General features: G+C 50.8%; 18 protein-coding genes and 1 pseudogene. 14 read left to right on the top strand and 5 right to left on the bottom strand.

Going from position 1 to position 23,101, the window contains the following annotated elements; all coding sequences use genetic code 11:
* Positions 1-40 precede the first annotated feature (40 nt).
* The 7 genes from treC to E6C60_RS13100 all read left to right on the top strand — a co-directional run bounded on the left by treC (position 41) and on the right by E6C60_RS13100 (position 13,402).
* Complete coding sequence (treC, locus tag E6C60_RS13130) at positions 41-1,750, top strand: alpha,alpha-phosphotrehalase (RefSeq protein ID WP_138226261.1); 1,710 nt, start codon at positions 41-43, stop codon at positions 1,748-1,750.
* 37 nt (positions 1,751-1,787) lie between these two features.
* On the top strand, positions 1,788-3,827 hold the full coding sequence (gene treP, locus E6C60_RS13125) for a PTS system trehalose-specific EIIBC component (RefSeq protein WP_138226260.1): 2,040 nt from the start codon (positions 1,788-1,790) through the stop codon (positions 3,825-3,827).
* Positions 3,828-3,894: 67 nt separating this feature from the next.
* Entirely contained in the window at positions 3,895-4,623 is a 729-nt protein-coding gene (gene treR / locus E6C60_RS13120; protein ID WP_138226259.1) for a trehalose operon repressor, read from the top strand.
* Between the two features lie 265 nt (positions 4,624-4,888).
* Positions 4,889-10,738, top strand: coding sequence for an S-layer homology domain-containing protein (locus E6C60_RS13115; protein ID WP_175415292.1), 5,850 nt, complete (start codon positions 4,889-4,891; stop codon positions 10,736-10,738).
* Between the two features lie 463 nt (positions 10,739-11,201).
* Positions 11,202-11,822, top strand: a complete 621-nt coding sequence (locus tag E6C60_RS13110) for an FMN-binding negative transcriptional regulator (protein WP_138226257.1) — start codon at positions 11,202-11,204, stop codon at positions 11,820-11,822.
* Positions 11,823-11,884: 62 nt separating this feature from the next.
* Positions 11,885-12,790 carry a TIGR01777 family oxidoreductase gene (locus E6C60_RS13105; protein ID WP_138226256.1) on the top strand — a complete coding sequence of 302 codons (906 nt, stop codon included), beginning with the start codon at positions 11,885-11,887 and terminating at the stop codon, positions 12,788-12,790.
* A gap of 51 nt (positions 12,791-12,841) precedes the next feature.
* Positions 12,842-13,402 carry an STM3941 family protein gene (locus tag E6C60_RS13100; RefSeq protein WP_138226255.1) on the top strand — a complete coding sequence of 187 codons (561 nt, stop codon included), beginning with the start codon at positions 12,842-12,844 and terminating at the stop codon, positions 13,400-13,402.
* 95 nt (positions 13,403-13,497) lie between these two features.
* Here E6C60_RS13100 and E6C60_RS21655 read toward each other — a convergent pair.
* Positions 13,498-13,625, bottom strand: a pseudogene (locus tag E6C60_RS21655) (transposase); the annotation flags it as partial.
* A 218-nt stretch (positions 13,626-13,843) separates the two neighbouring features.
* Positions 13,844-14,911, bottom strand: coding sequence for a Gfo/Idh/MocA family protein (locus E6C60_RS13095; protein WP_138226254.1), 1,068 nt, complete (start codon positions 14,909-14,911; stop codon positions 13,844-13,846).
* Between the two features lie 215 nt (positions 14,912-15,126).
* Here E6C60_RS13095 and E6C60_RS13090 point away from each other — a divergent pair, with 215 nt between their 5' ends.
* From E6C60_RS13090 to E6C60_RS13075, 4 genes are all read left to right on the top strand, one after another.
* Positions 15,127-16,029 carry an ABC transporter ATP-binding protein gene (locus E6C60_RS13090; protein WP_233281002.1) on the top strand — a complete coding sequence of 301 codons (903 nt, stop codon included), beginning with the start codon at positions 15,127-15,129 and terminating at the stop codon, positions 16,027-16,029.
* Positions 16,019-16,831, top strand: coding sequence for an ABC transporter permease subunit (locus tag E6C60_RS13085; RefSeq protein ID WP_138226252.1), 813 nt, complete (start codon positions 16,019-16,021; stop codon positions 16,829-16,831). The genes E6C60_RS13090 and E6C60_RS13085 overlap by 11 nt, the downstream gene beginning before the upstream one ends.
* A gap of 102 nt (positions 16,832-16,933) precedes the next feature.
* Positions 16,934-17,254, top strand: coding sequence for a hypothetical protein (locus tag E6C60_RS13080; RefSeq protein WP_138226251.1), 321 nt, complete (start codon positions 16,934-16,936; stop codon positions 17,252-17,254).
* Between the two features lie 69 nt (positions 17,255-17,323).
* Positions 17,324-18,130 carry a PhzF family phenazine biosynthesis protein gene (locus E6C60_RS13075; RefSeq protein WP_138227796.1) on the top strand — a complete coding sequence of 269 codons (807 nt, stop codon included), beginning with the start codon at positions 17,324-17,326 and terminating at the stop codon, positions 18,128-18,130.
* Between the two features lie 83 nt (positions 18,131-18,213).
* Here E6C60_RS13075 and E6C60_RS13070 read toward each other — a convergent pair whose 3' ends face one another.
* Both E6C60_RS13070 and E6C60_RS13065 read right to left on the bottom strand, forming a co-directional pair.
* Positions 18,214-19,464 carry a methyl-accepting chemotaxis protein gene (locus E6C60_RS13070; RefSeq protein ID WP_138226250.1) on the bottom strand — a complete coding sequence of 417 codons (1,251 nt, stop codon included), beginning with the start codon at positions 19,462-19,464 and terminating at the stop codon, positions 18,214-18,216.
* Between the two features lie 171 nt (positions 19,465-19,635).
* Positions 19,636-20,358: a class I SAM-dependent methyltransferase gene (locus E6C60_RS13065; protein WP_138226249.1), complete on the bottom strand. Its 723-nt coding sequence runs from the start codon at positions 20,356-20,358 to the stop codon at positions 19,636-19,638.
* 143 nt (positions 20,359-20,501) lie between these two features.
* Between E6C60_RS13065 and E6C60_RS13060 the strand changes: the two genes are divergently transcribed.
* Both E6C60_RS13060 and E6C60_RS21155 read left to right on the top strand, forming a co-directional pair.
* Positions 20,502-21,206, top strand: coding sequence for a nucleotidyltransferase domain-containing protein (locus tag E6C60_RS13060; RefSeq protein ID WP_138226248.1), 705 nt, complete (start codon positions 20,502-20,504; stop codon positions 21,204-21,206).
* A gap of 111 nt (positions 21,207-21,317) precedes the next feature.
* On the top strand, positions 21,318-21,419 hold the full coding sequence (locus tag E6C60_RS21155; RefSeq protein ID WP_138226247.1) for a sporulation protein YjcZ: 102 nt from the start codon (positions 21,318-21,320) through the stop codon (positions 21,417-21,419).
* Positions 21,420-21,488: 69 nt separating this feature from the next.
* On the opposite strand, the gene E6C60_RS13050 is transcribed toward E6C60_RS21155, so the two are convergent.
* Entirely contained in the window at positions 21,489-22,094 is a 606-nt protein-coding gene (locus E6C60_RS13050; protein WP_138226246.1) for a nitroreductase family protein, read from the bottom strand.
* 300 nt (positions 22,095-22,394) lie between these two features.
* Between E6C60_RS13050 and E6C60_RS13045 the strand changes: the two genes are divergently transcribed.
* On the top strand, positions 22,395-23,048 hold the full coding sequence (locus E6C60_RS13045; RefSeq protein ID WP_138226245.1) for an ATP-binding cassette domain-containing protein: 654 nt from the start codon (positions 22,395-22,397) through the stop codon (positions 23,046-23,048).
* Positions 23,049-23,101: the final 53 nt, after the last annotated feature.

Genomic DNA, 23,101 nt, shown 5'->3' with positions numbered 1-23,101 from the left:
TGAAAACTTGTATATACATGATTGAAGGAGGCAGGCCTATATGAACGGAGATGACAAGCGGGGGAAGGACTGGTGGAGAACCTCCACCGTATATCAGGTTTACCCCAAGAGCTTTAATGATACAACAGGCAGCGGTACCGGAGATATTAAAGGACTAACGGAGAAGCTGGATTATATCAGAGGGCTGGGCATTGACATTGTGTGGCTGCAGCCGGTATATATTTCTCCTCAGAATGATAACGGTTACGATGTTGCCGATTATACCTCCATTGATCCCGTATACGGTACGATGGAGGATTTTGACGAGCTGGTCTTTCAGCTAAAGCGCCGGGATATGCACCTGATGATTGATATTGTCGTCAACCATTCCTCCACAGAGCATCGCTGGTTTAAGGAAGCGAGATCCTCTAAAGATAACCCGTATCGTGATTATTATATCTGGAAGGATCCTGCCGAGGATGGAGGACCACCCAATAACTGGCAGTCAAAATTCGGTGGTCCTGCGTGGCAATACGATGAAGGAACAGGACAGTATTTTCTCACGCTGTTTGATAAAACCCAGGCGGATCTGAATTGGGAGAATCAGAAGGTTCGGCAGGAGGTTATGGATATTCTTACCTTCTGGGCGGAAAAGGGAGTGGACGGCTTCCGGATGGATGTCATTAATCTGATTTCGAAGGATCACCGTTTTCCTGATGATGACGGCTCGACCTCCCCGGGAGATGGGCGCAAATTTTACACAGATGGGCCAAAGGTTCATGAATATATCAAGGAAATGAATCAAAAGGTATTTCGTCCCTACAATCTCGTGACGGTCGGCGAGATGTCCTCGACCACGCTGGAGCATTGCATCCGCTATTCCAGGCCGGAGGAGAATGAATTCTCGATGACGTTCAGCTTTCATCATCTGAAAGTAGATTACCCGAACGGACAGAAATGGGAGCTGAAGCCTTATGATTTTGAAGAGCTGAAGAGAATATTGTCTTATTGGCAGATTGGTATGCAGGAAGGCGGGGGCTGGAACGCACTGTTCTGGAATAACCATGATCAGCCGAGGGCACTGAGCCGGTTCACGGATGACACCAGATATCGGCAAGAAAGCGCGAAGCTGCTTGCGACGACGCTTCACGGGCTGCAGGGTACTCCGTACGTCTATCAGGGTGAGGAAATCGGACTGCCAGACCCGAAATGGAACTCCATGGACGAATTTCGAGACATCGAGTCCAGGAATATGTACGATATTTTGCTGCAAAAGGGGAAATCTCCGGAAGAAGCAGAGCATATTATTCAGGTTCGATCCCGGGACAATTCCCGGCTGCCAATGCCCTGGGAGAATCAGGAGCAGGCTGGATTTACAAAAGGCACCCCATGGATCAAGGTCGATGAGCGGTATCGTGACATCAATGCACGCCTCGCGGTGGAGGACCCGGAGTCCATTTACCATCATTATCGCAAGCTGATTGAGCTTCGCAAGAGCCTGCCAGTGTTAACAGATGGTGCTTATATCCGGCTCGATGAAGGGCATCCGCAAATTTATGCTTATGCAAGGCGAAATGCTGGAGAAATGCTCGTCGTGATTTCCAATTTCAGTGATCAGGAGATTTCCTTCCGCCTGCCGGAGTCTTTAAAGGCCTCAGGCTATGCGTTCGAGAATGCCAAGCTGCTGATTGGCAATGTGAAGGAAGCTCCGCGCTTGGATGTCATTGTGCGGCTTGCGCCATATGGCTCTTTTATGTGGCTGCTGACATAGGCCATCTATATATTCTGACAGGACAGGAGAGAGGACAATGGTCAAAATCGACCGTGCTAAAGTAGAGCAGATCGTTCAAGCGGTCGGCGGCAGGGACAATATTGAAGCCGCTTCGCACTGTGTCACCCGTCTGCGGTTTGCATTGGCAGATGAAAGCAAAGTGGACGCAAAGGCTTTGGATCAGAACGACTTAGTGAAAGGGCAGTTCTCATCGCAAGGCCAGTTCCAGGTCGTCATTGGACCGGGCCTTGTGGATCAGGTGTATGAAGAGATGATTCAAATCACCGGAGGCACCCGTGCCTCGAAGGATGATGTCAAGGATTTAGCGGGCAAAAAGCAAAATCCGATTCAGCGTGCAATCAAGACGCTTGCTGATATATTCATCCCGATTCTTCCGGCCATCGTTATGGCAGGCTTGCTGCTCGGCGTGAACAATATCCTGACGGGCGCAGATATTTTCTATGAAGGGCAATCTCTGATTGAAGTACATCCGCAGTGGACGGACGTCGCTTCCATGATCAATCTGATTGCCAGCACGGCGTTCACCTTTCTGCCGGTCCTGATCGGCTGGTCGGCTGCCCGGCAGTTTGGCGGCAGTCCATTGCTCGGTATCGTGCTCGGTCTTATCCTGGTCAATCCCGGCCTGATGAGTGCCTACGATTATGCCAAAGCGAAGCTGGAAGGAACCGTCCCGGTTTGGAATTTGTTCGGATTGGAGGTGCAGAGCATTGGCTATCAGGGACAGGTGCTGCCGGTACTCGTGTCGGCATACATTCTAGCCAAATTAGAGCGATTCCTGAACAAGCGGGTTCACGATTCGATCAAGCTGCTGGTGGTAGCTCCGGTTGCGCTGCTTGTCACCGGGTTTCTGGCCTTCATTCTGGTGGGGCCAGTTACATTTGCGATCGGCAACATGCTGACCTCGGGTCTTGTAAGTATTTTTAATTCCTTTGCCGCGCTTGGCGGTCTCATCTATGGCGGCTTGTACGCCGTATTGGTCATCACCGGCATGCACCATACGTTCCTCGCTGTGGACGTGCAGCTGATCGGCAGTGAAGGGGGCACCTTCCTGTGGCCGATGCTGGCGCTGTCTAACATTGCGCAAGGTGCGGCGGCACTGGCCATGCTGTTCGTGTATCAGGAACAGAAATCGAAGGGCCTGGCCGTGACCTCATCGGTATCGGCGTTCCTCGGCGTGACCGAGCCCGCCATTTTCGGGGTTAATCTGCGCCTGCGCTATCCTTTCATTTTTGGCCTGATTGGCTCCGGAATCGCGGGCATTCTCCTTGCCGTCAATAATGTACTCGCCTCTTCTATCGGGGTGGGCGGTATTCCCGGATTCTTATCCATATTCCCGAACCAATGGGGGGTCTTCTTCCTGGGGATGGCTATTGTGCTCATCGTGCCGTTCACGGGTACCCTGCTCTATGGCCGGGTGCAGATGGCAAGATTGCGGAAAAAGGCCGCCGCCGAGGACTGCGAGCCTCAGGAGGCGGTATTGATGAACACAGACGGGAAGCAGGACGAGGAGAGGGCCTCTGCTTCAGGGACTTCAGCTCCGCCGGTCACTCATCCAGATGATGCAGAGACGGCAGGGGACAATTCGTTCATGCTGGAAATGACATCCCCGCTGAGCGGAAGGGCAGTCAATTTGTCTCAGGTGCCGGACCCGGCCTTTGCAGAGAAGCAGATGGGACAAGGCATTGCGATCATTCCTGCAGAGGGTAAGGTGTATGCACCATTTGATGGTACAGTAGCTCATCTGATCAAGAGCAAGCATGCGTTAATTTTGCAAAATGAAGAAGGGCTTCAGGTGCTGATTCACGTCGGGATAAATACCGTCTCCCTGAAAGGAAGACCCTTTACTGCCCATGTGGAAACCGGGGCTAGCATATCGAAGGGCCAGCTGCTGCTGGAGTTTGATATGGATGTCATTCAATCGGCAGGCTTGCCAATCATCACGCCGATTATTATACCGGACGGCCAGGAGCAGATTAACAATGTGGAGGAGCTTCCTGGCGAAGCCATACAGGGCGAGAGCACCATTCTCCGTATTGCCTACACTCAAGGTACGTAAGCCATTGACGGAGATTCAGGCTGAAAGCTGATCGTTAAACATGTTACAATAACCGATGGTGATTAACATGAGAAACAATAATATTTTTCTAAGTCTATATAAGGACTACGCGCAGTACATTGAATCCGGTTTGCTGCCTCCGGGCAGCAAGCTGCCTTCAGAGCACGAGCTGTCCGCCGTGTATGAAACAACCCGTGAAACCGTCCGGAAGGGACTAAATCTGTTGGCCCAGAACGGCTACATCCATAAGGTGAAGGGTAAAGGCTCTTTTGTTCTGGAGAAAAGCCGGCTGAAATTCCCGATCTCAGGCCTTGTTAGCTACAAAGAGCTTTCCAAGGCGCTGGGCAAGCCAAGCCGGACTCTTGTCTACGCTGTTGAACAGATCCCGGCTGGAGAAGTGATCGGAAAAGAGCTGAAGTGCCGTCCGGATCAGCGGGTATGGAAGGTCATCCGGGCTCGTGAAATCGACGGAGAACGCGTCATTCTGGATATTGACTATCTAAACGCTAAGGTCGTCGATCATCTGAATCCAGAGATTGCCGCAGATTCGATTTATGCCTATCTGGAGCAGGAGCTGCAGCTGAAAATCAGCTATGCCGAGAAGGTCATTACGGTAGAGAGCGTGAATGAACGGGATGCTGCCTATATGGATTTGGGAGATGATCGTCATGTGGTGGCCGTTCGAGGATATGTCCATTTGGAGGATACAACGCTCTTCCAGTACAGTGAGTCACGGCACCGGCTGGATAAATTCCAGTTTGTTGATTTTGCGAGAAGGACCTCGTTAACAGATTGATGAATTCGTGAGCTTTATTATGATATTTGTTAACACAATGTAAGCCAGGCTTAGAGTGGTGTGCAAAAGAAAAGCGGTGGACGAGAGGGGTAACCCTGGCGGCCTGCCGCTTTTTTGGCGTTTTCATCGTTTTCATAAAAATGATCAGTTTCGACATCAGTTTACAATCTTCGCATCCAAGTTTAACCAAGCTCTCATCCTGCCCTTACACTAACCCTGTATATTTAGCTTAAATATGTTAAGAAACCATGGGAGTGTGAACAGCTTGAAGAAATGCAAGAGGAACAACGTCACGACCAGGTGGAGCTCCGCTCTGCTCGCAGGCACCCTGTTCATGGGACTGGCTGTGCCGCCAGGATACGGCAGTCCTGCAGAGGAAAATCTTACCCAAGGCGCATCAGTGGAATCGGCTCAAAGCGAAGCCGTGACGGTACAGGATGCGACGTACTCACCGGATCCGCAGGACGACACCGACACCCGGCCACAGAGCCCGTTTCCGGAGCTGTTAATAACAGAAGTTGTTCCGGATACGGCTAATCTGTCCGGCTCGGATGCGTACGAGTTTATTGAAATTTACAATAACAGTGATCAGGAGCTCAACTGGAGAAATTACAAGCTTTTGTATCAAAGCGATGAATGGGACACGCTTCATGGGAATGATATTCTAATTCCAGCCGGTGAAGCGATCGTGCTGTGGGTGATGAACGCTGTAAATGGTGCCCTAACTCAAGATGATTTCAATCAGAACTTCGGCACCCAGCTGACAGAGGATATCAATTTGTTCCGCGTTTCTGGCGGAGGCGGGATGTCAAACTCGGCTGCAAGAACCTTGAAGATTGTCCATATCAGCGGCGAGGAGGTTATTGAGGCTTCCTATCAGAATGATGATCAGACCAAGCCGGACATGGGGATTTTCTATGCCCATCCGAGCTGGGACAGCAAGGATATGATCATGATCGATGGTACCGGAACCGTCCGTGCTACCCCGGGACAGGTTGACAGCAGCCAGACCGTGAAGCCGGAGCCGCCCGTTGGTCCTGAGCCGCCGGCTGAGACCTTCGTGCTGAATCATGAAGCTATTCCTTCGGTCTCAAGAAACGAGGACCTTGTCTTCTCGGCTTCTATCTCCTCTCATCAGCAGGGAGGAGCTGTGCCGGAGCGAGTCAATGTCAGTCTGCTGTACAGAACGGCGTCCCAGAGCCGATTCACGGTAGCTCCAATGAATTTGCAGGACGGGAAGTATACAACGACGCTGTCTGCGGACATTTTGACGGAATCTGAGCTGGAGTACCGGATTGTAGCCAAAAGCGACAATCATACCGAGCAGAGTGATCATCATACGATTGTGGTTACAGGCATCCCGCCCTTGGATCTTCAGCAGATTCCGCCACTGCTCGTGACGGAGCTTGTCGTCAATTCCAAGAATGTTGGCAGCTCGGACGGATATGAATTTATTGAAATTTACAACAACACGGACCGCGAGCAAAGCTTCGAAAATTACAAGCTGTACTATCGCTATACCGACACAGGTCCGGAGGGAGATGTCGTTTGGGCACCGGATGTGCAGGATTTGGTCATCCCGCCGCAGGAAACGGTTGTGTTCTGGATCATCAATGCAGCGAATCAAGACTCTACCGCAGCTGATTTCAATGCTCACTACGGAACCAGTCTGCAGCACAATGTGAATCTCTTCCGTGTGAACAGTGCAGGTATGGCCAACGGATCACGCCGGGCCATTGTGCTGAAGATGAATACGGGACGTGAGGTTTCCAGCGCGTATTATGATCCGACCCTAAAGTATGAGCAGGATGAGAGCTCCACGGAAACGAAGGAAGATACCGCGCTTCTTTACAAATATCCGCTGGATGGTACATCCCGGATGATCAAGATCAGTGCGGGCACTGTATTCCCGACTCCGGGAGCCCATGATCCCGCGCAGGTTCCAGCGCAGCCGGTTCATATTGAAGACGATCTCAATCCGCCAACCATTGAGGATCGTACGAACGTAACGGAGATCGATCAAGGTCAAGGCTTTTCTATCCGAGCCTGGGCAGAGGATGACAAGCAGGTTACCTCGGTGACGCTGCATATCAGATCCGACAAGCAAGCCGCATACACCTCGTTCAGATTACTGGAGGACTACGGAGACAAGCATTATTATTATGAAGTTTCTCCGGCGGACCTGATTGGGAAGAGCTATTTAGAATATTATTTTACTGTTTCAGACGGGTACAACAAACCGATCTCTTCTTCACCCTATCAGGTTCAAATCACAGGGGGAGAAGACCGCTCGGAACTGAGACTGAACGTTCACAATGAACAGGTAATCAGCGGCAGCTTCATACTGAAGGGAACCGCCGAGCAGGGTTCGCCGGATACCGTCAAGCTGTCTGTCAATAATAACGAGATTACAGCAGGCCTGTTTAATGCTTTGGAACGTGACGCCTACTTTGCTTTTGATGCCAAGAATGTGAACTATTATTTTAAGAATGCCATTACCATGGGGCCGGAGCATTTAAAGGATGAAACCATCCTGTATACGTTTATGGATCCGATTCCTTCCTATAAAACGCTGACGTTTCCGATTGAGGCAGGGCGTTTAACCGAAGGAAATGACAATGTGATCTACATCCGTCCCGGCTCCAAGTCCGGTCCTTTCGACGATCGGATCGAGGAGAACAAGGACGATTTCGAAATCCGCAATATTCGTCTGATTCTTGCGAATGGTACTGTGCTGCGTGACCCGGCCTTTGCCGATGTCGAGCAAGAGATCAAGATGGGCGATGCTGCGGGGAAATATGAGGTTCTGGGAGCTTCCTTTCATATTCCTGCAGATCAGTTTATTTCCAGAGCATATCTTTGGGATACGACTAAGGTGCCGGATGGCGTCTACCAAGTTGCCGCCGAAACCGGAACATATAGCAAGAGTGCGTATGTCACCGTAGATAATACAGCTCCCGTGATTCAAACCGGCCTGCAGGAAGGAATGCTCTACCGGGGAGCATTCAGCATTGAGGCACAGGTCACCGATCAGTATGCCGGTGTGAAGCAGGTCACTGCGCTGCTGGACGGCGAGGAAATTCAGCTTCCTTATGCCACCTCCTCATCCAAGCTGGGCGGCGGTGAGCATGAGCTGGTCATTACAGCTCTGGATCATGCTGACAATAAAGCCGAGTACAGCGTAACCTTTCAGGTTCCGAATGAAAATCCACTCCAGCCGGAGTTAATTAGTCCATCCAACGGACAATCTCTGACTGGAACCTCCGCTGAGCTGAAGGTGAATGTTCAGGATGAGAGCGGCGATCCCATGAAGGTATCCTTCTACCGCGGCTTTCTGCACGACGGAACGCGGATGCAGAGCTTTAACGGCTACCAGAGCGCTTCTGTTACCGAGCCGCCGAAGCAGCTGGCTCCAGCCGGAGAGCAATCCTTGTCTGCAGCAGATTACGCAGCGATCCAGTACAAGGATGGACAGTATTTGACAACGGATTCTGAGGAGCAGTTCCCATATCAGCGTTATGAAGTGAAGCTGGATGCTTCCGTTCAGCCTGATGATGTCGTCGATATTGTTTGGGAGGGCAAATCACTTCCAGATCGGAAGGTCAGCCTGTACGCCTGGAATACAGCAGCAGCAAGGTGGGACATGCTGGATACCGTCATAGCCGGTTTGGAGGATTTTGAATTGAACTCCTCAGTACGTGCCGGGGATTATAATGCTGGCGGCAGCATCACGGTGCTCATTCAGGATGAAATTGCCGAAAGCTGGAGCGCGCCAGATTCCAGTAGCCCGGTAACGCAGGATCCTTATGACTTCTCGTTCATCTGGATGTCTGATACCCAGTATTACTCGGAATCTTATCCCTACATTTACCGAAGCATTGTACAGTGGATGGCAGAGAAAAAGGACGACCTCAAGCTGAAATATGTAATTCATACCGGTGATTTGGTGGACAAGGCCGAGCAGGAATACCAGTGGGAAGAAGCAGACCGTAACATGAAGGTGCTGGAGGCAGCACAAATTCCTTACGGTGTTCTCGCTGGCAATCATGATGTAGGACATCAGACGGGAGATTATGCCCAGTATAAAAAGTACTTTGGGGCATCGAGATTTAAGGACAGCCCGGTTTATGGCGGATCGTATGACGATAATATGGGGCATTATGATCTGGTTTCCTCTAACGGAAATGATTTTATTATTGTATATATGGGCTGGGGCTTGAAGGAAAAGGAAATTGAGTGGATGAATAAGGTGGTTGCGCAATATCCGGAGCGTAAAGCGATCCTCGCCCTGCATGAGTATTTGCTCGTTTCCGGTAACCGTGCACCGATCGCTGATGAAATTTTTGAAAAGGTCGTGAAGCCGAACCCGAATGTTATCGCTACCTTATCCGGACATTATCACGATGCCGAGCTGAATACGGAAGAGCTGGACGATAACGGAGACAGCATCCCTGACCGTAAGGTATATCAGATGCTGGCCGACTATCAGGGGGCTCCAGAGGGTGGGTTAGGTTACATTCGCTTAATGCAGTTTGATATGACCAACAACAAGCTGCACATGAAGACCTACTCGCCTTACCTGGATGATTACAATATGTATGACGGGATCCCAGGCAAGGATGAGTTCTCGCTGGATCTTGATCTGCAGCCAAGGCTGAAGCGCGTGGCTACCGACTATATTGGCGTCAAGGTGTATACCAATCAGCTGATTGGCCAAACCATGAACGTTGCCAGTGGTGACACTACAGCAATGCAGTGGAATGGGCTGAAGGCTAATGAGTATTACCAATGGTATGTCAAAGTGGAGGATGATTTCAGCGGAGCTGCCTGGTCTGATGTGTGGGGCTTTGCTCTCGGCAATCCTGTTGTTAGCCCGCCTACTGGCGGAGGCAGTGTAGAGCCGGGCACACCTGCAGCTCCACCTGCAATTCCTCAGCCTCCAGTCGTGGCGGTTCCTGCCGATGGGGTTGTGGAGATACAAGGAAATGCATCAGGTCAATATCAGGTGAATGAAAATGCCGTGAAGCAGGCAGCCGCTGCAGCTGCTGCAGCCGGGTTGAAGCAGCTCAGGCTGAAGCTGCAGCCAGCCATTGACCCTACGAGCTCTGTGCTTCCACAGGTTCAGCTGGATGTCGCTGCAATGTCAGGGGCGGCACAAAGCAAGCTGTCCCTGATGGTGGAGTCCAGTGACAGCAAGATCACGCTGCCTGCGGCAGCTTTGGATCAGCTGAGCTCTGGCGGTTCGACCTCGATCATTTTGAAATTCGGGGCACAGGCTGTCCAAGCAGGCCCTAGTCTACAGCGTGATATGACATCCTTAGGAATGCGTTTTGACATCGCAGTCACTGAGAATGATGGCAGTGCATCAACAGCCGTGGAGGGATTTGCAGCACCGATCCAAGTAGAGTGGAAGCTCACTAAAGATCAATTAAACAGGCTGGATGCTGATTATGCAGGCATATATGAGAACGTAAATGGACAGCTTCGTTATGTGGGCGGCACCTTTGCAGGAGATATGGTTTCCTTCCAGAGTGAACGTCCAGGACAATATGAGCTGCTTGAGCATCGGAAGCAATTCAGCGATATGAGCGGCAGCTGGGCGGAGGAGTACGTGCAGAAGCTGGCTGCAAAGCATATCATCAAGGGGATCGATCATGAGCGGTACGCTCCTTCTGTATCCGTGACCCGTGCTGATTTTGCTGTGCTGGCCATGAGATCGCTTGGGGAAGAAGGTACTGATTCACCTGCTGTTCTCTTCAATGATGTAGCGGAGGGCGCGTATTACGCGTCCGAGGTCAGCAAGGCAGCAGCTCTTGGATTGATTCAAGGCTATGAAGGCAGCTTCAGGCCGAAGGATTCCATAACGCGTGAGGAAGCAGCCGTGCTGCTGCAGCGGATGCTCCGGCAGCTTGGCATTCCAGCAGCAGGCTCCAGCAGCGCTGCAGCCTTTGCGGATGCGGATCAGATTTCTCCATGGGCACTCCGTGCTGTGACGGAGCTGCAGGAGCTTGGTATTTTGAACGGAAAAGGACAGGGCGTGTTCGCGCCTGATGCTCCGGTTACCCGTGCCGAGCTGGCGAAGATGATTTACGAGGTGCGAAACCAACATAATTAATAGATTCGGGGGCTGTCCCCCAAGTAGATTCTTGTTTAACGAGTCAGTTCACTTGAATGAGATCTGAAGCAAAACATAAAGACGTGGTGGAGTCAGGGAGGTGATCCCAGCACCGCCACGTCTTTATTATTGAATGTACAGATGAAACCGCTCCTTTTTAGATGGTTGCTATACACATCCATTCTACCAAAGAGCGGTTTCTTTGTATTACCTGTGTTTTGGGGGATGGATATGCACGAAGCAGCGGAAAGGACGAAACGATTCCGGACCAGCGACAGCGAGGGGAGGAACGTTTTGTACGCGGAGCAGCTCGCAGCAACAAACGAGGCCATCCCGCAAGGCCCTAGATCTTGTGGGACAGCCTCTTCTTTTTGCTCTGTTCTGATTCTATAATATGTAATATAATGGTTGCTAGATTCTGGAGTTTGTAAGAGTATTGCTTGAATATAAAGGAGAGCCGTTGATGTATATCCCCAAACCCTTTCGAATGGAAGAACAAGAGACGCTGTACGCCTTTATTGAGCAAAACAGCTTTGGCATTCTGATCTCTGCACCATCTTCATCTGCATCTCCCTCAGCACTGCAGGCCAGTCATCTTCCGTTTCTGCTTCAGCCAGAGAAGCACTGCCTGACCAGTCACCTTGCCAGGGGCAATGATCAATGGCGGGAGCTGGAGGGGCAGGAGGTGCTCGTGATTTTCCAGGGCCCGCATCATTACATCTCTCCTTCCTGGTACGGAACCAATGCAGCAGTTCCGACCTGGAATTATACCGCAGTGCATGTGTATGGCCGGGTAGAGCTGCTGGATGACCGCGCAATGTTTCCCATGCTTCAGGAGCTGGTGAATACATATGAGGAGCCTTCCAGTGTTTACCGGCTGGATGAGAGTAATGAAGAGCTGGTAACGGGTCTCCTTCAAGGCATTGTCGGGTTTAATATCAGGATCAGCCGTATAGAGGGTCAGTGGAAGCTCAGCCAGAATCATTCCCGGGACAGACAGGAGCGCGTCATTCAAGGGCTGAGAGGTGCCCAGAATGAGCAGGCAGCGTCACTGGCAGCGCTCATGCAGGGGAACCTGAAGTAGCATCAACAGGCTTCAAGTTCAGTGTGCACCGCAATCAATTATAGCTAAGGGTGGTTTGTGACATGAAAAAGGCAGTGTTGGCCGGAGGAACAGGCTTTATCGGCACCTATCTTGCACAGCAGCTGAAGACACTTGGCTATGAATTGCACCTAATTTCAAGGCAAAAGGAGCATATTTCCTGGGAGGATGCTTCCGGGATCCAAGCTGCTCTGGATGGAGCAGAGCTGCTCATCAATCTGGCAGGCAAATCCGTAAATTGCCGGTACAATGAACGAAACAAGCAAGAAATATTTGACTCCCGTACGGAAACGACGAGAATCCTGGGGGAGGCCGTACTCTCGTGTGAACAGCCGCCAGAGCTGTGGATCAATTCCAGCACGGCAACCATTTACCGTCATGCTGAGGATCGGCCGATGACAGAGGAGCACGGGGAGATCGGGTCCGGCTTTAGTGTCGAGGTGGCCCAGCGATGGGAGGAGACCTTTTTTGGCTTTCAATTGCCCTCCACCCGGCAGGCTGCCCTGCGGATTGCCATCGTGCTGGGACCAGGCGGCGGGGTAATGACTCCCTTTCAGAACCTTGTCCGTTATCGGCTGGGCGGCCGGCAGGGACCGGGAAGTCAGATGTTCAGCTGGATCCATCTTGAGGACCTTCTGGGCATCGTGCTGTTTCTGCGGGATCGCAGTGATTTGAGCGGAGTCTTTAATTGCTCTTCCCCTCAGCCGGTTACGAATCGAGAGCTCATGTCGTCGCTGCGCAAGGTCATGGGGACCTCCTGGGGCCTGCCCTCGCCGCGCTGGATGCTGGAGATGGGAGCCGTCTTTATCAAGACAGAGACTGAGCTTGTACTCAAGAGCCGCTGGGTTCTTCCGGACCGGCTCTTGAAGGAAGGGTATACGTTCAAGTATGAAGGGCTGGAGCAGGCATTGCAGCACATTATTAACACAGATCAGGCCATGAAGCGTTAATGACTTAAGGAATGGCGAATCGTAACAATGACAACCTGGAGGCATACCATCGTGGAATCATCGTTTCATTCTTCTTCATCTACCAACAAAGATATCGTTATTTATGGAAAGCCGGGGAAGCTGTTTGTTCTATCCCTAATGTTCGTGCTGTTGGGTGTCCTGTTGATGGTGATCGGGCAATCTGAAGAAGCAGACGCCTTCATACTCGTTGCCGTAGGCATTGTGTCGACTCTCGTCTTCGGCTTATGCATGCTGTATTTCTTAATGCGTCTGATAAAGCCTAGACCTGCGCTGGTCATTGACCGCGAGGGCCTGACCGATCATTCATCCTATGTCAATGGTGGACGGATCCGCTGGGAAGAAATTGAGGATATTGTTCTGTACAGCTATATGAACCAGCATATGATTGGCATTCAGCTTAAAGATGCGGAAGGCTATGTATCGAGTCAAAAGGGTCTGAAGCGGCTGCTGATCCGCATGAATAAAAACATGGCATCTGCAGATGTAAGTATAATGAAGCAGAGCGTTTCAGAGAATCTGGAAAAGGTCTATTTAATCCTGTTGAAGCATTGGAAGCAGTCGCAAGGTAACGCTGTGAAGGAAGGCTCGTGAAACCTTCTCAGTCAGGTGCAAGAAGGGGCTGTCCCAAAAGTAGTTTTTTTATGAAAAATTAAACCAGAAATGAAGAAATGGCGATGCTGGGGAGGTTATCCCTGCATCGCCATTTCTGACTTTTGGTCTATTGCCGCCTTCTTGAGCAAATGATGATTGAGAGAAAGCCATCGACCTCAAGGGTTACTTTTGGCAGGCCTCGAAGCAGACAGCGCCGGAATCCGCAGCGGAGAGGACGAAACGATTCCGGACCCGCGGTAGTGGTCGCCTTTGCCCCCGAATTTCTCCCTTGCTAGAATCACTCAAAGAAATTTGAGGGCAGCAGCGAGGGGAGGAACGTTTCGTACGGTGAGCAGCTCGCAACAACAAACGAGGCCATCCCGCAAGACCCTAGATCTTGTGGGACAGCCCCTTTAATTTTTACGGATGCTGTTAAGCCGTTTACGAATCAAACGAGATTTCTTTGCCCAGCTCAGAGGAATCGTAGATCGCCTGAATCATTTTGGCCGAAATAATAACGGTGTCGATGTGAGAGGGCAGCTTCGTACCGGTCCGGATGCTGCCTAAGAAAGAATCAATCTCTGCCTGAAATTGATCCTTCTTGTTAAACTTCGGAGTAGATTCAATCAATGCACCGCTCTTGGCACTATACAGCTTGAAATCACCGCCATAGGTGAGGCGAATGCCGGCTTGATCTCCCAGGAAATCAATATACATTTCTTCTTCGCCGATATTTTGAGCCCAGGCTCCGTTCATGGAGATGGTAGGGCCCTCTGTCCGAATTAACGCGGTCACAAAATCATCCACGTCATATGTACCGTCATATTTTGGCGGTCCGGCCCACATGTTTAGGTAGGCATAATCCTTCAAATTACGGCCGAGCTTCGAATAAGCTTGCGCACTGACGGTCTTGGGCTTGGGATCGCCTGAGCAATACATCACGATATCGAGGTAATGAATTCCCCAGTCAATCATAACACCCCCGCCTGCAACCGCGCGCGTCGTAAAGGCGCCGCCAAGTCCGGGAATGGAGCGATGTGCACGGAAGCTGGCATAAATATGATACAAATCTCCCAGCTCGCCGTCCTCAATCATATCCTTGATGATATTTACTGCGGTGTTGAAGCGGTTGACGACGCCAATGAGCAGGATTTTGCCGGTTTCCTGAGCCGCCTTCTGCATCTCAAGTGCTTCCTCGTACGTTCGGGCAGCTGGCTTCTCGCACAATACATGCTTGCCCGCTCTTAAGAATTCAATAGACACGGATGCATGGACGTGATTCGGAGTACAGACAGAGACGGCATCCAGATCCGGATCATCCAGAATGTCCTTGTAATTTTGAACCGCGGTGCCGCAGCCATGCTCGCGAACGAGCTCTTCGGCGAGAGACAGGTTAAAATCACAGAAATATTTGATTTCAGCACCGGGACTTTTCAAATACGCTGGAATATGAGCCGCTCTCGCGATGCCGCCGCAGCCGACAATGGCAATCTTTAACGTTTCCTTCATGAGATCCCTCCTGCAGACTGGTTAGTTTTTCTACCCTATATTAAACACGCCCGGCACGGAATTACAAATGATTCGCTGAAAAAGTCAAAATTGTTTCCGGGGCAGACGACAAAACCGACCCGGAATTGAACGGTTGATCCGGGCTATTCGTAATATAAGTATCCGAAATGGAAAGACTCCAAGAACGAAGTCAGAGAAAAAAAGAGGGGATTGCATTGATTCAGCTCAATCAAATTCAAAAAAAGTTCGGGGAGCGGGTCATCCTGGAGGATGTATCCTACTACGTGCAGCAGGGAGACATCGTCGGGCTCCTGGGACCGAACGGCGCGGGGAAGACCACGTTAATCCGTTTGATGAATGGCGTAATTTCTCCGGATGGGGGAACGCTGTCTGTGTTCGGCCTCAATCCCGCGCAGCAGGGAAATGAAATCCGCAGCCGGTGCGGGGTTGTTACGGAAAGCGCAGGCCTGTATCAGGATATGAGCGCCAGAGAAAATCTGGACTTTTTCTCGCGTCTCTACAGCTGCCGGAGTGCAGCACGGATAGAGAGCCTGCTGGAGCGCTTTCAGCTGGCCAAGCATGGCGAGAAGAAGGTGGGTGCCTACAGCACCGGTATGAAAAAAAGGCTCGCGATCGCCAAGGCGATGCTTCATGAGCCGGAGCTTCTGTTTCTGGATGAGCCGACCAACGGCCTGGATCCAGACGGAATTCGGGATATGATAGGATTCTTGCGACAGCTCAACCAGGAGGAAGGCACAACTATTATGATCTGCTCGCATGTGTTGTATCAGCTGGAAGACATCTGCGATACGTATCTGTTTCTTGATCAAGGCAGGTTAATCGAGTCCGGGACATTGCCAGAGCTGGAGGCAAGGTATGCAGGTGCTGTGAAGCTGGTTGTGGAATCTACGCTGACCCTGAAGGACGCCCTGTCTACCGGGTTTGCTTGCGAGGAGCTGGGGCAAGGGAAATTTATGTTCACCGTGCCCGCGAGAGATGAAGTTCCAGACCTCCTCCGCAAGGTCCTGTCCTGTGGGGAGCTTTACAGCGCGGAAATCGTAAATCGGGATCTGGAATCCCTGTATTTTGAAGTCAGGAGGAGGCAGCATGAACACTAGCATGATTTGGGCAGTAGCCCGAAAGGATATGTCCTCAATCTGGAGGACGAGCAAGGTATGGATTGGCCTGATATTGCTGCCGCTGCTGTTCGGTGTGCTCTTTCCGGCGGGCTTGATCCTCCTCGTGAGAACGGTAGATATGAGTCAAAATGCTGAAATGGCGCAGCTGCTGAAGGTTTTGCCTCCCGAGCTGCTGCAGTCTTTGCCCACAGAACGTCACCGGTTGATCTATGTGGGCGTGAATTTTTTGTTAGCACCGCTGTTTATGCTGATTCCTGTCATTAATGCATTAATGATTGCCGTCAACAGCTTTGTAGGCGAGAAGGAGCAGAACACGCTGGAAAGCCTGCTGTTCTCCCCGCTGGAGATCAAGGATTTATTTCTGGGCAAGCTGCTGGCTTCGTTTATTCCTTCGTATACCGCGGCACTGGCCAGCTTTGTACTTTCCGGCCTGCTCATCAATGTACTTGCTTATCCGCTGTTTCAGGAGATTATTTTTCCGAACGCGAATTGGCTGATCATGCTGCTATGGGTGGCCCCGGCGTTTACATTCTGCACCATACTGTTCAGCGTGTGGGTGTCGGCCAGATCCAAGACCTTTCAGGAGGCTCAGCAAATCGGAGGGGTCATTGTGCTGCCCATTGTCGGGCTGATCGTGGGTCAATCCACAGGTCTGCTCGTGCTGGGACCGACGCTGCTGCTCATACTGGGATTCATATTATGGGGCGTAAGTCTCGGACTGCTGAGTATCATTTCAAAAATGAATCAGCGTGACGCCTTGTTTGAGCGGCAGGTACAATAGCAGCTTACCTTCATGTACAAGAAGTGATAGAATAGGAGAATGCTGTAAAATTTGAATACAGTTGATTCACTTTCATGGGATGTGAAGAGGAGGTCTATCGTTGTGAAAAAAATGCTCCTGGAGGCTGTCATTTACGGAACAGCCGCTGCAGGTCTGCTGTTGCTATGGAATGTCGCGGAAGGGTATCTGCTGACTCAAGAGGTGATGGGCGTAATGAGTATTCCTCAAAGTATGGAAGACATGCCAGAATCCATGATGACTAGCCGTACTGATTCCGAAATCGGAATGGGTTTACCGAATGAGAGTTCTTTTGGAATCATGCACATGGATCCCTGGGTAGGTTTACTGGGCAGAGGGATCGCTCTTGCCCTGCTTTATCTACTGATTCGTATGAGCTTTAGAAGATTTAACCCCTCAAGATAGCATGGATTGACACCTTATAATTAGAAGCCATGATCTGCGGCAATCGAAGTATGGATGGAGGGTTTGATGATGAACATTTATGTGGCTGATGCCTTTACGAGTCAGCCTTACACCGGAAACCCGGCTGGCGTCATGGTTTTGGACCAGCCCATGCCAGAGACCTGGATGCAATCGATCGCGTCAGAAATGAACTTGTCCGAAACGGCTTTTCTTGTGCCGATAGAGAAGGATTACGAGCTGCGGTGGTTCACTCCGGCAAGCGAGGTGGATTTGTGCGGTCATGCGACGCTCGCAAGTGCTCATATTTTGTGGGAGCAGGGCTATAGTCAGGCTGAAGTACTCCGCTTTCATACGAAAAGCGGTATCCTTACGGCAGCCAGGCAGAAGGATGGCTGGATTGCAATGGATTTCCCGCAAGAAGTCGAGAGCTCTTGTCCGGCGCCCCAGGCGCTTGCAGAAGGGCTGGGGGCTGAGTATGTCTACGTCGGACGGAATCGGATGGACTATCTTGTTGAGGTGGCAAGTGAGGACATCCTGCAGCAGCTGGCACCGGATTTCGGGAAGTGGAAGAGTCTGGATGCCAGGGGAATCATCGTGACGAGTTCATGTCAACGGGAAGGGATGGACTTCGTGTCCCGCTGCTTTTACCCGGCAGTGGGTGTGAATGAGGACCCCGTCACGGGCTCCGCGCATTGCGCTCTGGCGCCGTATTGGTCCCAGCGATTGGGGAAAAACGAGCTGGCTGCCGAGCAAATATCGAAGCGGACGGGAGTGCTGAGGCTGCGCATTCATCCTGGGCGGGTAGAGATTATCGGACAGGCTGTAACGACCTTAAAGGCAGTGCTGGAGGCGGAGAAGCACTTCCGTAAAGTTTAAGCCCACGCCTATTGAATCATACCTGAACATATAAAAGCTCTGTCTCCATAGCTGCGGAGGCAGAGCTTTTATCAATGCAGACCCTAGAATTTGAAAATGTTAATGGTCTTCTGAAGCTGGAATACAGCATCACTCATCGCTTGAGCTTCCTCGGCCATCGTCTGCATAGATGCAATACCTTCATTCATGGAAGCCGACACCTGCTGAGTGCCTGCGGCAGACTGCTGGGTGATGGCTGAAATATTCTGGATGGCAGAGGAGATGCTCTGAGCGCTTTCCAGCATACTTTCGCTTTCCTTGGAAAATTCTGCAATTTGATCGGTTATGTATTGAACGCTGTCTACCATGCGGGCGAAGATCAATTCGGCTTCCTGAATCATTTCGGTTTGATGCCGAACGACCTCTTCGTTGATTTTGATATTCTGTCCTGCCAGGTGTACATCCTGCTCAATGCTGCGAACAAGATTGAATACCTCCCGTGTCGACAGGGTGGACTCTTCAGCCAGCTTGCGAACCTCCTGAGCGACGACGGCAAAGCCGCTGCCATGCTCTCCCGCTCGTGCCGCCTCGATCGAGGCGTTCAGTGAAAGCAGATTCGTCTGGTTTGCGATTTCCGAGATCGTCTCTGTAATTTTAGTAATGCCTTTGGCATTTAATGACAAGGCCTTGATGGACTCAGCCACCTTCTCAGTCGCTTCAATGTTGCGCTGCATGCCCTCGGACTGTCTCGCAACAGAAAGGCGGCCCTGATCCACCAAACCGAGCGTGTGCTGGGAGCGCTGATTCATCTCGCGGGTGGAGTCCGTATAATTGCTAACCTTCTCCTCAATCTCCCGGATGGATTCCGTCATATCCGATACATCCTCCGAAATTTCATTCGCCCCGATGGCAAGCTCGTTGGAGGATTGAGATACCTGGCTCATCATCGTGGTAAGCTGTTCATTCTTGGCCGAAATGGCCTGACTGGAGCGGGTCACCTTTTTCGTAATTTCCGAGGTTTCTTGTAGAATCTTCCGCAGGCGGTCCACCATGCTGTTAAAGGTACGGCTAAGGTCCATCATTCCGCCGACTTCCTCTACCTTGTACGTAAAATCTCCTTTGGCAATCTTGGAGGAAACGCTCGTAATGTCAGAAAAAGAGTCTGTAAGCGCTCTCTCAAAAAGCAATGACAAAGGGTATGCAGCCGCGAACAGCACCGCTACCAAAATGATTCCGATCACCGTCTTGTCCATCAATAGGAATGAAATGAGCATCGGGATCCCGAATAATGCAGCAATTGCATAGCATGCCGTCTTCACCTTACCGGAGATGGAAAGCTTGTTTAACCATGACATAAATCATGTCCTCCTTAAAGCATAGGATGTTTTTACCATGATTGTAGCATTAATCGACAATATTGGATACGAAAAATTAGGATATCTTGTAAAAATAGGTCTAACCGTCTAGTTTCAAATGAAATAAAGAGAAAGCCGCCCGGATCGACGGCTTAAGATGATAACGAATGGTTATTTGACCGCTTTGAATAAAGCGGAGGCCAGATACTCTGTATTGTCCAGTATCATGCGGTCGTGCTGGAATACCGTTTCCCACAGACTGAGGTCGAGCAGGATGCCCTCATCTCTGATTTCCATGCTGTCTGCATGCTGGGTCTGCTCCTGCTTCATTTGGTCGGTGAAATAGTTATATTCCAGGGCCGTTTCGGAAGTGAAGCCGCTGGATAGAAGCTGGCGATGCCACTCCTCCCGCAGCATGAGGCGTGGTATGCCGAAAAATTGCTGCAGCTCCTGCAGTGCCTCCTCCGGCATGGCCTGATCGAGCAGCAGCTCGCGGTCATACAGGATTCCGCCTTTTTTTAGCACCCGGCAGTACTCAGACAGGGAAGCGGCAGCATCCGTAAATACAGTTACCGATTCACCAAGGACAATATCGAACTCTTCATCTTCAAAGGGAAGTCGGCACACATCGGCCTGCAGAAAGCGTACCTGGACCCCCATGGCATCAGCACGGGCTTGAGCCTTCGCCAGCATCTGTTCATGGAGGTCAATGGCCGTCACCTGATAACCCTGCTCCGCAAGATAGCAGGCTGTACGTCCGGTTCCGCAGCCTACCTCCAGAATACGGCTGCCAGGCTGAAGCGGCTCTTTGCGGAACAGCCGGAGCGTGGCCTCGAAGCCGCCCGGATGGGCGCTGCCCATACCCAGCCTGGAAAGCATATGAATATAGTTCAACGATACTCCTCCTTCATTGGGGTTTAGGGCTACCCAAACCCCTGTTTTATTTACCATATGAAGATGGTACCTCCGGGGTTTTCGCTGAATGTAATAAATTAAGCTTTTTTTAGTGCAAAATTCAGTCAGGGGAGGAACATCCAATGAAGCGACAAGAGCCTCTGGAGGCAGCGAGGCAGGTCGTGCAGGAGCACTATCGTAATTGCCTGCTGGCTGTGCTTGGAGGTAGTGCTGCGCGGGGAGAGGCTAATGAGCACTCGGATCTGGACATTGTCATTGTGGATGACGGGGCGACAGACGATTTTGACAGAAGGACTGTGCAGTCTGGAGGCTGGGTGGTGGAGATCTTTTTGCTGCATAGCTCCGGCTTCGAGGAGATGTTCGATGCAGGGGTAGTGGCGGCCAACCCGACATTGCAAATCATGCTAACGGAAGGAAAGGTGATTGTCACAACACCTGAAGGGGAAGAGGTGCGAAAGGCGGCCCAGCGTGATCTGGATTATGGTCCCATGCCGCTCACCTCCTATGATATTGCCGAGAGCCGGTATACCATAACGGAGTATATGATGGATTTAGTGGGTGCAGCTAGACCAGGGGAGCTGTATTTTACAGCACAAAAGCTAAGCACACTGCTCAGTGAGTTTTATTTGCGGGTTCATCTGCAATGGGTTGGCGAGGGTAAAACGCTGTTTCGGCGCCTGGAATCCTTCAACCCGGCCATCGCGGGGGGATTGGAGCAGGCGTTGATGACGCTGTATAAATCGGGGGAGACCAGGCCTTTGCTTGCAGCTGCCGACGAGATGCTGGCACCATACGGGGGAAGAATGCTTGCGGGACAGGAAGGATAGGATCTTAGGATATTCCTCACCTCTGGGCGTTTGCCGTTGCACCTGACGTCCCGGAGAATATATTGTCATTGTGACTAGATCACACACAACTTTTTCTCAGGAGGGATCTTCATGAGCGCATGCCACGGTGGAGGCGTTTGGGGAACAACAACAGGTGTAATTCTGGTACTGTTCATTCTTCTGGTTATCATCACTTCGACTTTCTTCATCTAACGTAACCTGAAGCATTGTAAAGCCGGCTGCAAGCAGCCGGCTTTATTTTGTACCTTATGGCCATTCCAATTATTTAAACACCTTCACACGCTCGTCCAGCGGCTGGAATTCCTTCTCACCCGGTTCTGAGGTTGGCTTGCCAAATGGCATTTGGGCAATCAGCTTCCAGCTTTCCGGCAAATTCCACTCGTTTCTTACATTCTCGTCAATCAGCGGATTGTAGTGCTGCAGGGATGCGCCCAGGCCTTCAGTTTCCAGCATCGTCCACACTACAAATTGCAGCATGCCGTTGGATTGCTGAGCCCAGATCGGGAAGTTATCGGCATACAGTGCAAATTGGGCTTGCAGATTGGCAATCACCGTGCTGTCTTCAAAGAACAGAACGGTACCGTAGCCGGCGCGGAAGGAAGCCATTTTGTCAGCGGTGGATTTGAATTGCTCGTCACTGCCTCCAACAACCTCACGCAGGATGCTTTCCGTATGGTTCCACAGCTTGTCATGCTGCTCGCCGAGCAGTACCACAGCACGTGCACTTTGTGAATTGAAAGAGGTTGGTGTATATTTCACCGCTTCGTTCACGATTTCGTGAATGCGATCATCGGAGATTGGAGATTCCTTGCTAATTCCATAGTACGAACGGCGATGCTCCAGTGCAGCTTGAAAATCCATAGACATGATTGAAATACCCTCCTAGAATATAGTGAGATCAAGTAATTACAATTAGTTAGAAACACTAATTACGTAAGTATCTTAATATTAAGATGATTATCTTGTCAAGCATATTTAATCGTATTCCAAACCTTTTAAACATTTCAGAGCAAATAAATGGGCTTTTACCTCCACACTTGGCTTGTTGGATCCAAAAAGGGGTGCTATACTTTGAGTGTATGCGAATGATAATCAATATCATTTAAGTGTGACAGATCCCTTATTTCTTATAGATAACAACAACGACATGGTGAAGGAGGATGCCTCTTGATACAGCTTCTGAATGTGAGCAAATCGTACAATGGTGTGCAGGCACTGGATCAGATTTCAGCAACCATTCCGCAAGGACAGATTACTTCGATCACGGGACCTCAAGGCTCGGGCAAAAGCAGCCTGCTGTCCATGATCAGCAGAGTCATTTCCAAAGACAGCGGTGAAATCTGGCTGGATGGCAAAGAAATTAATCATTGGAAAAGCACTGACCTGTCACGGAAGACATCCATATTGAAGCAGACGCGCTCGATTGGTCTTCGGCTCACAGTTCGGGAGCTGGTCGCGTTCGGACGTTTTCCGCACAGCCGGGGGCAGCTCAATGAGGAAGACCATCAATACATGGATGAAGCTTTAGATAGTATGGACCTTAGAAAGCTGCAGCATACCTATATGCATCAGCTGAACGAGGATGACACCCAGCGGGCATATATCGCGATGATCATAGCCCAGAATTCAGACTACGTGCTGCTGGATGAGCCCTTTCAACAGCTGAATGTCCAGCAATGCGAAGACATGATGACCATCCTGCGCAGGCTGGCAGCCGAGGGGCAGAAGACCATTGTGCTGGCTCATCCTGAGCATCATTGTGCATTTTGCAATGCAGACTGCGTATTTGCACTTCGAAACGGCCGGATCGAGGCCTCCTGATATTGCTTCGCTTGTCCTGCCTGTGGATAATACATAGTGAGAAGGAGGCTGAC

The organism is Paenibacillus algicola (assembly GCF_005577435.1).
Taxonomy (GTDB): domain Bacteria; phylum Bacillota; class Bacilli; order Paenibacillales; family Paenibacillaceae; genus Paenibacillus_AQ; species Paenibacillus_AQ algicola.
The sequence above is the reverse complement of the archived record's forward strand: the minus strand, read 5'-3'. Positions and strand labels throughout refer to the sequence as shown.

Coding starts and splice junctions, on each gene's coding strand:
- E6C60_RS13085 (WP_138226252.1), top strand. CDS start 16,019: ATGAACACTAGCATGATTTGGGCAGTAGCCCGAAAGGATATGTCCTCA.
- E6C60_RS13095 (WP_138226254.1), bottom strand. CDS start 14,911: ATGAAGGAAACGTTAAAGATTGCCATTGTCGGCTGCGGCGGCATCGCG.
- E6C60_RS13050 (WP_138226246.1), bottom strand. CDS start 22,094: ATGTCTATGGATTTTCAAGCTGCACTGGAGCATCGCCGTTCGTACTAT.
- treR (WP_138226259.1), top strand. CDS start 3,895: ATGAGAAACAATAATATTTTTCTAAGTCTATATAAGGACTACGCGCAG.
- E6C60_RS13070 (WP_138226250.1), bottom strand. CDS start 19,464: ATGTCATGGTTAAACAAGCTTTCCATCTCCGGTAAGGTGAAGACGGCA.
- E6C60_RS13075 (WP_138227796.1), top strand. CDS start 17,324: ATGAACATTTATGTGGCTGATGCCTTTACGAGTCAGCCTTACACCGGA.
- E6C60_RS13110 (WP_138226257.1), top strand. CDS start 11,202: ATGTATATCCCCAAACCCTTTCGAATGGAAGAACAAGAGACGCTGTAC.
- treC (WP_138226261.1), top strand. CDS start 41: ATGAACGGAGATGACAAGCGGGGGAAGGACTGGTGGAGAACCTCCACC.
- E6C60_RS21155 (WP_138226247.1), top strand. CDS start 21,318: ATGAGCGCATGCCACGGTGGAGGCGTTTGGGGAACAACAACAGGTGTA.
- E6C60_RS13060 (WP_138226248.1), top strand. CDS start 20,502: ATGAAGCGACAAGAGCCTCTGGAGGCAGCGAGGCAGGTCGTGCAGGAG.
- E6C60_RS13105 (WP_138226256.1), top strand. CDS start 11,885: ATGAAAAAGGCAGTGTTGGCCGGAGGAACAGGCTTTATCGGCACCTAT.
- treP (WP_138226260.1), top strand. CDS start 1,788: ATGGTCAAAATCGACCGTGCTAAAGTAGAGCAGATCGTTCAAGCGGTC.